Below are 2521 nucleotides of genomic sequence, written 5' to 3'. Positions count from 1 at the left end.
CAGGATCTGCTGCAGGCGTTGCTGGAGGCAGAAGACCCCGTGAGCGGCCGCCGCTTCAGCGGCGAGGAGCTGGTGGATCAGGTGTGTTTTTTGTTTTTGGCGGGCCACGAAACCTCCGCCAGCGCCCTGGGCATGGCCTGTTATTTGTTGGCCCATTTCCCTGAGGCGCAGCAACGCTTGCGCCAGGAGGTGCAGCTGGCTTTGGGGGGCGAGCAGCGTCCGCTGGGTTTCGACGACTTAAAGCTGATGTCCTACGGCACGGCGGTGTTCAACGAAACGCTGCGCCTCTATCCGCCGGTGGCGTTTTTCATCCGTGAGGCTTCGCAGGAGGCGGAGCTCAACGGCAGTCGCTGTCCGATGGGGGCGCTGCTCACCCTCTCGCCTTGGGTGATTCAGCGCCATGAGCAGCACTGGCAGGATCCCCAGGAGTTCCGCCCGGAGCGGTTTCTCGCCGGCCAAGCCACGGAGGCCGATCGGCGCTGGGCCCGCGATGCCTGGCTGCCGTTTGGATTGGGCCCACGCAAATGTCCGGGCGCGGCCTTCGCCCTGCAGGAGGCGCTGCTGGTGCTGGGGGAATTGGTGCGCGCCCATGAGCTGCTGCCCGATCCAAACCACAGCCCGGATTTGGTGGGCCGCTTAACCCTTCGCTCCAGCAATGGCATCTGGCTGCAGTTGCGCCAACGGCTTTAAGTGAAGCGGTTGATGATCGATCGCGGATTTTGCCGGCAGTCCAGCACCGCAATAACGGTCAATGTGTTGTCGGTCCTGGTGTAGTAGATCGCAAATGGAAAGCGTTTGGATAAGGAGCGGTGCACGTTGGAGAATGGTTGGATGTGCGTGCCGCCAGTGATCGCAAGTTGATCAATGTCCTCCGTTAGGCAATTTAGAAAATGGCGTCCAAGTCCCTCATTTTGAAGCTCGTAAAACTGATGCCCAGCCTGCAAATCTTGCGATGCTGAACTGCTGAGTCGAATTGTCTTCAAGGGCTTTTATGGGGCTTAGGCGTTGCTGTTCAGGCTCAGCCTGATTTCTTCCCAGTCAAGGATTGTGTCTTCGCCGCGTTGCAGCTTTTCCAAGCGTCTGCTGACAACAGCTTCATGCCAATCGGGAATCAGAGCGGCTGAATCACTGATCTGCTGCAGGGATGCCCATAGTTTCTCCATGAGCTCGATTTTTTCGCTGATCTGCAATGTCTGAAGGTTCAGTTGCTTCATGCTGGCTCTCTACCTCATGGGCTCACTTTAGGGGCTTTCTGCTTGGTTGCTCCTCGTCCCGAAGCTCGCCCACAAGCTCCACGGCCGTGGGTGCTTCGGGGCTGCGCTTTGGATGCAGGAGTCTGAACCGTTCTGGCCAAGGCAGTGTTGTTGGTTGGCGAAGGGCATCGACCACATCAGCAGGATCGATTCCACGCTCCGACAGGCGAGAGCGGGCATCTGGAGCACCTGTTGGGCGAGATGGTGTGCTCATTCCCCTGCTGGGTTGGCGACCTGTCTCATGATTGCGCCCCTGTCCAACCTTCTAGGGCTAGTTTGAGGTCGTGGCTACCCCTGCTGCCAAGCCTGCTTTCCAGCCGCCGGCGATCCCCTGGTTGACGCCGCAGCCATTGGGCGAGGTGCTGCCCCTGGGCCCTGGCTTGGAGCATCTGCCTGCGCTGCACAACGGCCTGCGGCGCCTCTGCGACGACGCCACTGTGCAGGCGGTGCTGGCCTTCGGGTCGCGGGGCCGCGGTAGCGGCCGTGCTGATTCGGATTTGGATTTGGCGGTGATCACCCGTGAGGCGAGCCTGGATCCGGCCTTGAAAACCCAGCGCTGGCTGCACTACCGCGAACTGCTGGGCGTTCTGCCCGTCGATGTGGATCTTGTGGTTCAGGGCGCGGCCGATGCGGAGCGGCTGGCCGGTTCCCGCTGGCATGTGATGGGCGATGTCGCCCGTGAAGGGAGGGTGCTGTATGTCGCCAGCTGACGACGCTGACCTGTTGCTGCGCATCGTGCGGCGGCATTTGCAGGCGATGCGGCTGAATCTCTCAGCCGATTACCCGGATGAGGAATGGGGGTTTCAGGCCCAGCAGGCTTTGGAGAAACTGCTGAAGGCGGCGCTGGCACTGCAGGACCAACAGCCAGAGCGAACCCATGATTTGGGCCGGCTGTCGGCGCAGCTGGGTGAAAACCTTCCGGCAGCGCTGTTGGCGCTTCAGGTGTTTGCGGTGGAGGCCCGCTACGAGGAGGGGCCGTTTGCCCTGCCGTTGGCGCGTGCGGAGCTGCTCAGGCTGCTGGAGGAACGCCTGGGTGCCTTGGAGGCCAGGTCTTGAGTTGGGCGGCCATGGCAGCCGCCTCGCGGACGGCTGTCCAGGGGTTGGTCAGGGTTGGTCAGACCCTGGAGACAGCCCGCTCGCTCAGCGTTCGCCAGACCAACGGCGATGCACTTCCTGCATAATTTGCGCTCCTGAATCTAGTTGAGGGGAGGCTGTTTGTTATACTTTTGACCCCCCCCGTTTCCATGGAGAGAGGGTGCGGAGATTGG

At 61.4% G+C, this 2521-nt stretch carries 4 protein-coding genes; 3 read left to right on the top strand and 1 reads right to left on the bottom strand.

Annotated features, from left to right (window positions below):
* On the top strand, positions 1-690 hold a 690-nt coding region (locus ACIQ2E_RS14240), incomplete at its 5' end, for a cytochrome P450 (protein ID WP_398331963.1).
* A gap of 308 nt (positions 691-998) precedes the next feature.
* On the opposite strand, the gene ACIQ2E_RS14235 is transcribed toward ACIQ2E_RS14240, so the two are convergent.
* Entirely contained in the window at positions 999-1214 is a 216-nt protein-coding gene (locus ACIQ2E_RS14235; RefSeq protein ID WP_398331960.1) for an addiction module protein, read from the bottom strand.
* Between the two features lie 323 nt (positions 1215-1537).
* Between ACIQ2E_RS14235 and ACIQ2E_RS14230 the strand changes: the two genes are divergently transcribed.
* Both ACIQ2E_RS14230 and ACIQ2E_RS14225 read left to right on the top strand, forming a co-directional pair.
* Positions 1538-1963: a nucleotidyltransferase domain-containing protein gene (locus ACIQ2E_RS14230; RefSeq protein WP_398331957.1), complete on the top strand. Its 426-nt coding sequence runs from the start codon at positions 1538-1540 to the stop codon at positions 1961-1963.
* On the top strand, positions 1950-2309 hold the full coding sequence (locus ACIQ2E_RS14225; protein ID WP_398331954.1) for a HEPN domain-containing protein: 360 nt from the start codon (positions 1950-1952) through the stop codon (positions 2307-2309). The genes ACIQ2E_RS14230 and ACIQ2E_RS14225 overlap by 14 nt, the downstream gene beginning before the upstream one ends.
* The last annotated feature ends 212 nt before the right edge of the window (positions 2310-2521 follow it).

Origin of the sequence: Vulcanococcus sp. (assembly GCF_044369115.1) — a bacterium.
Taxonomy (GTDB): Bacteria; Cyanobacteriota; Cyanobacteriia; order PCC-6307; family Cyanobiaceae; genus Vulcanococcus.
This window is presented reverse-complemented; position numbering and strand designations above follow the sequence as displayed.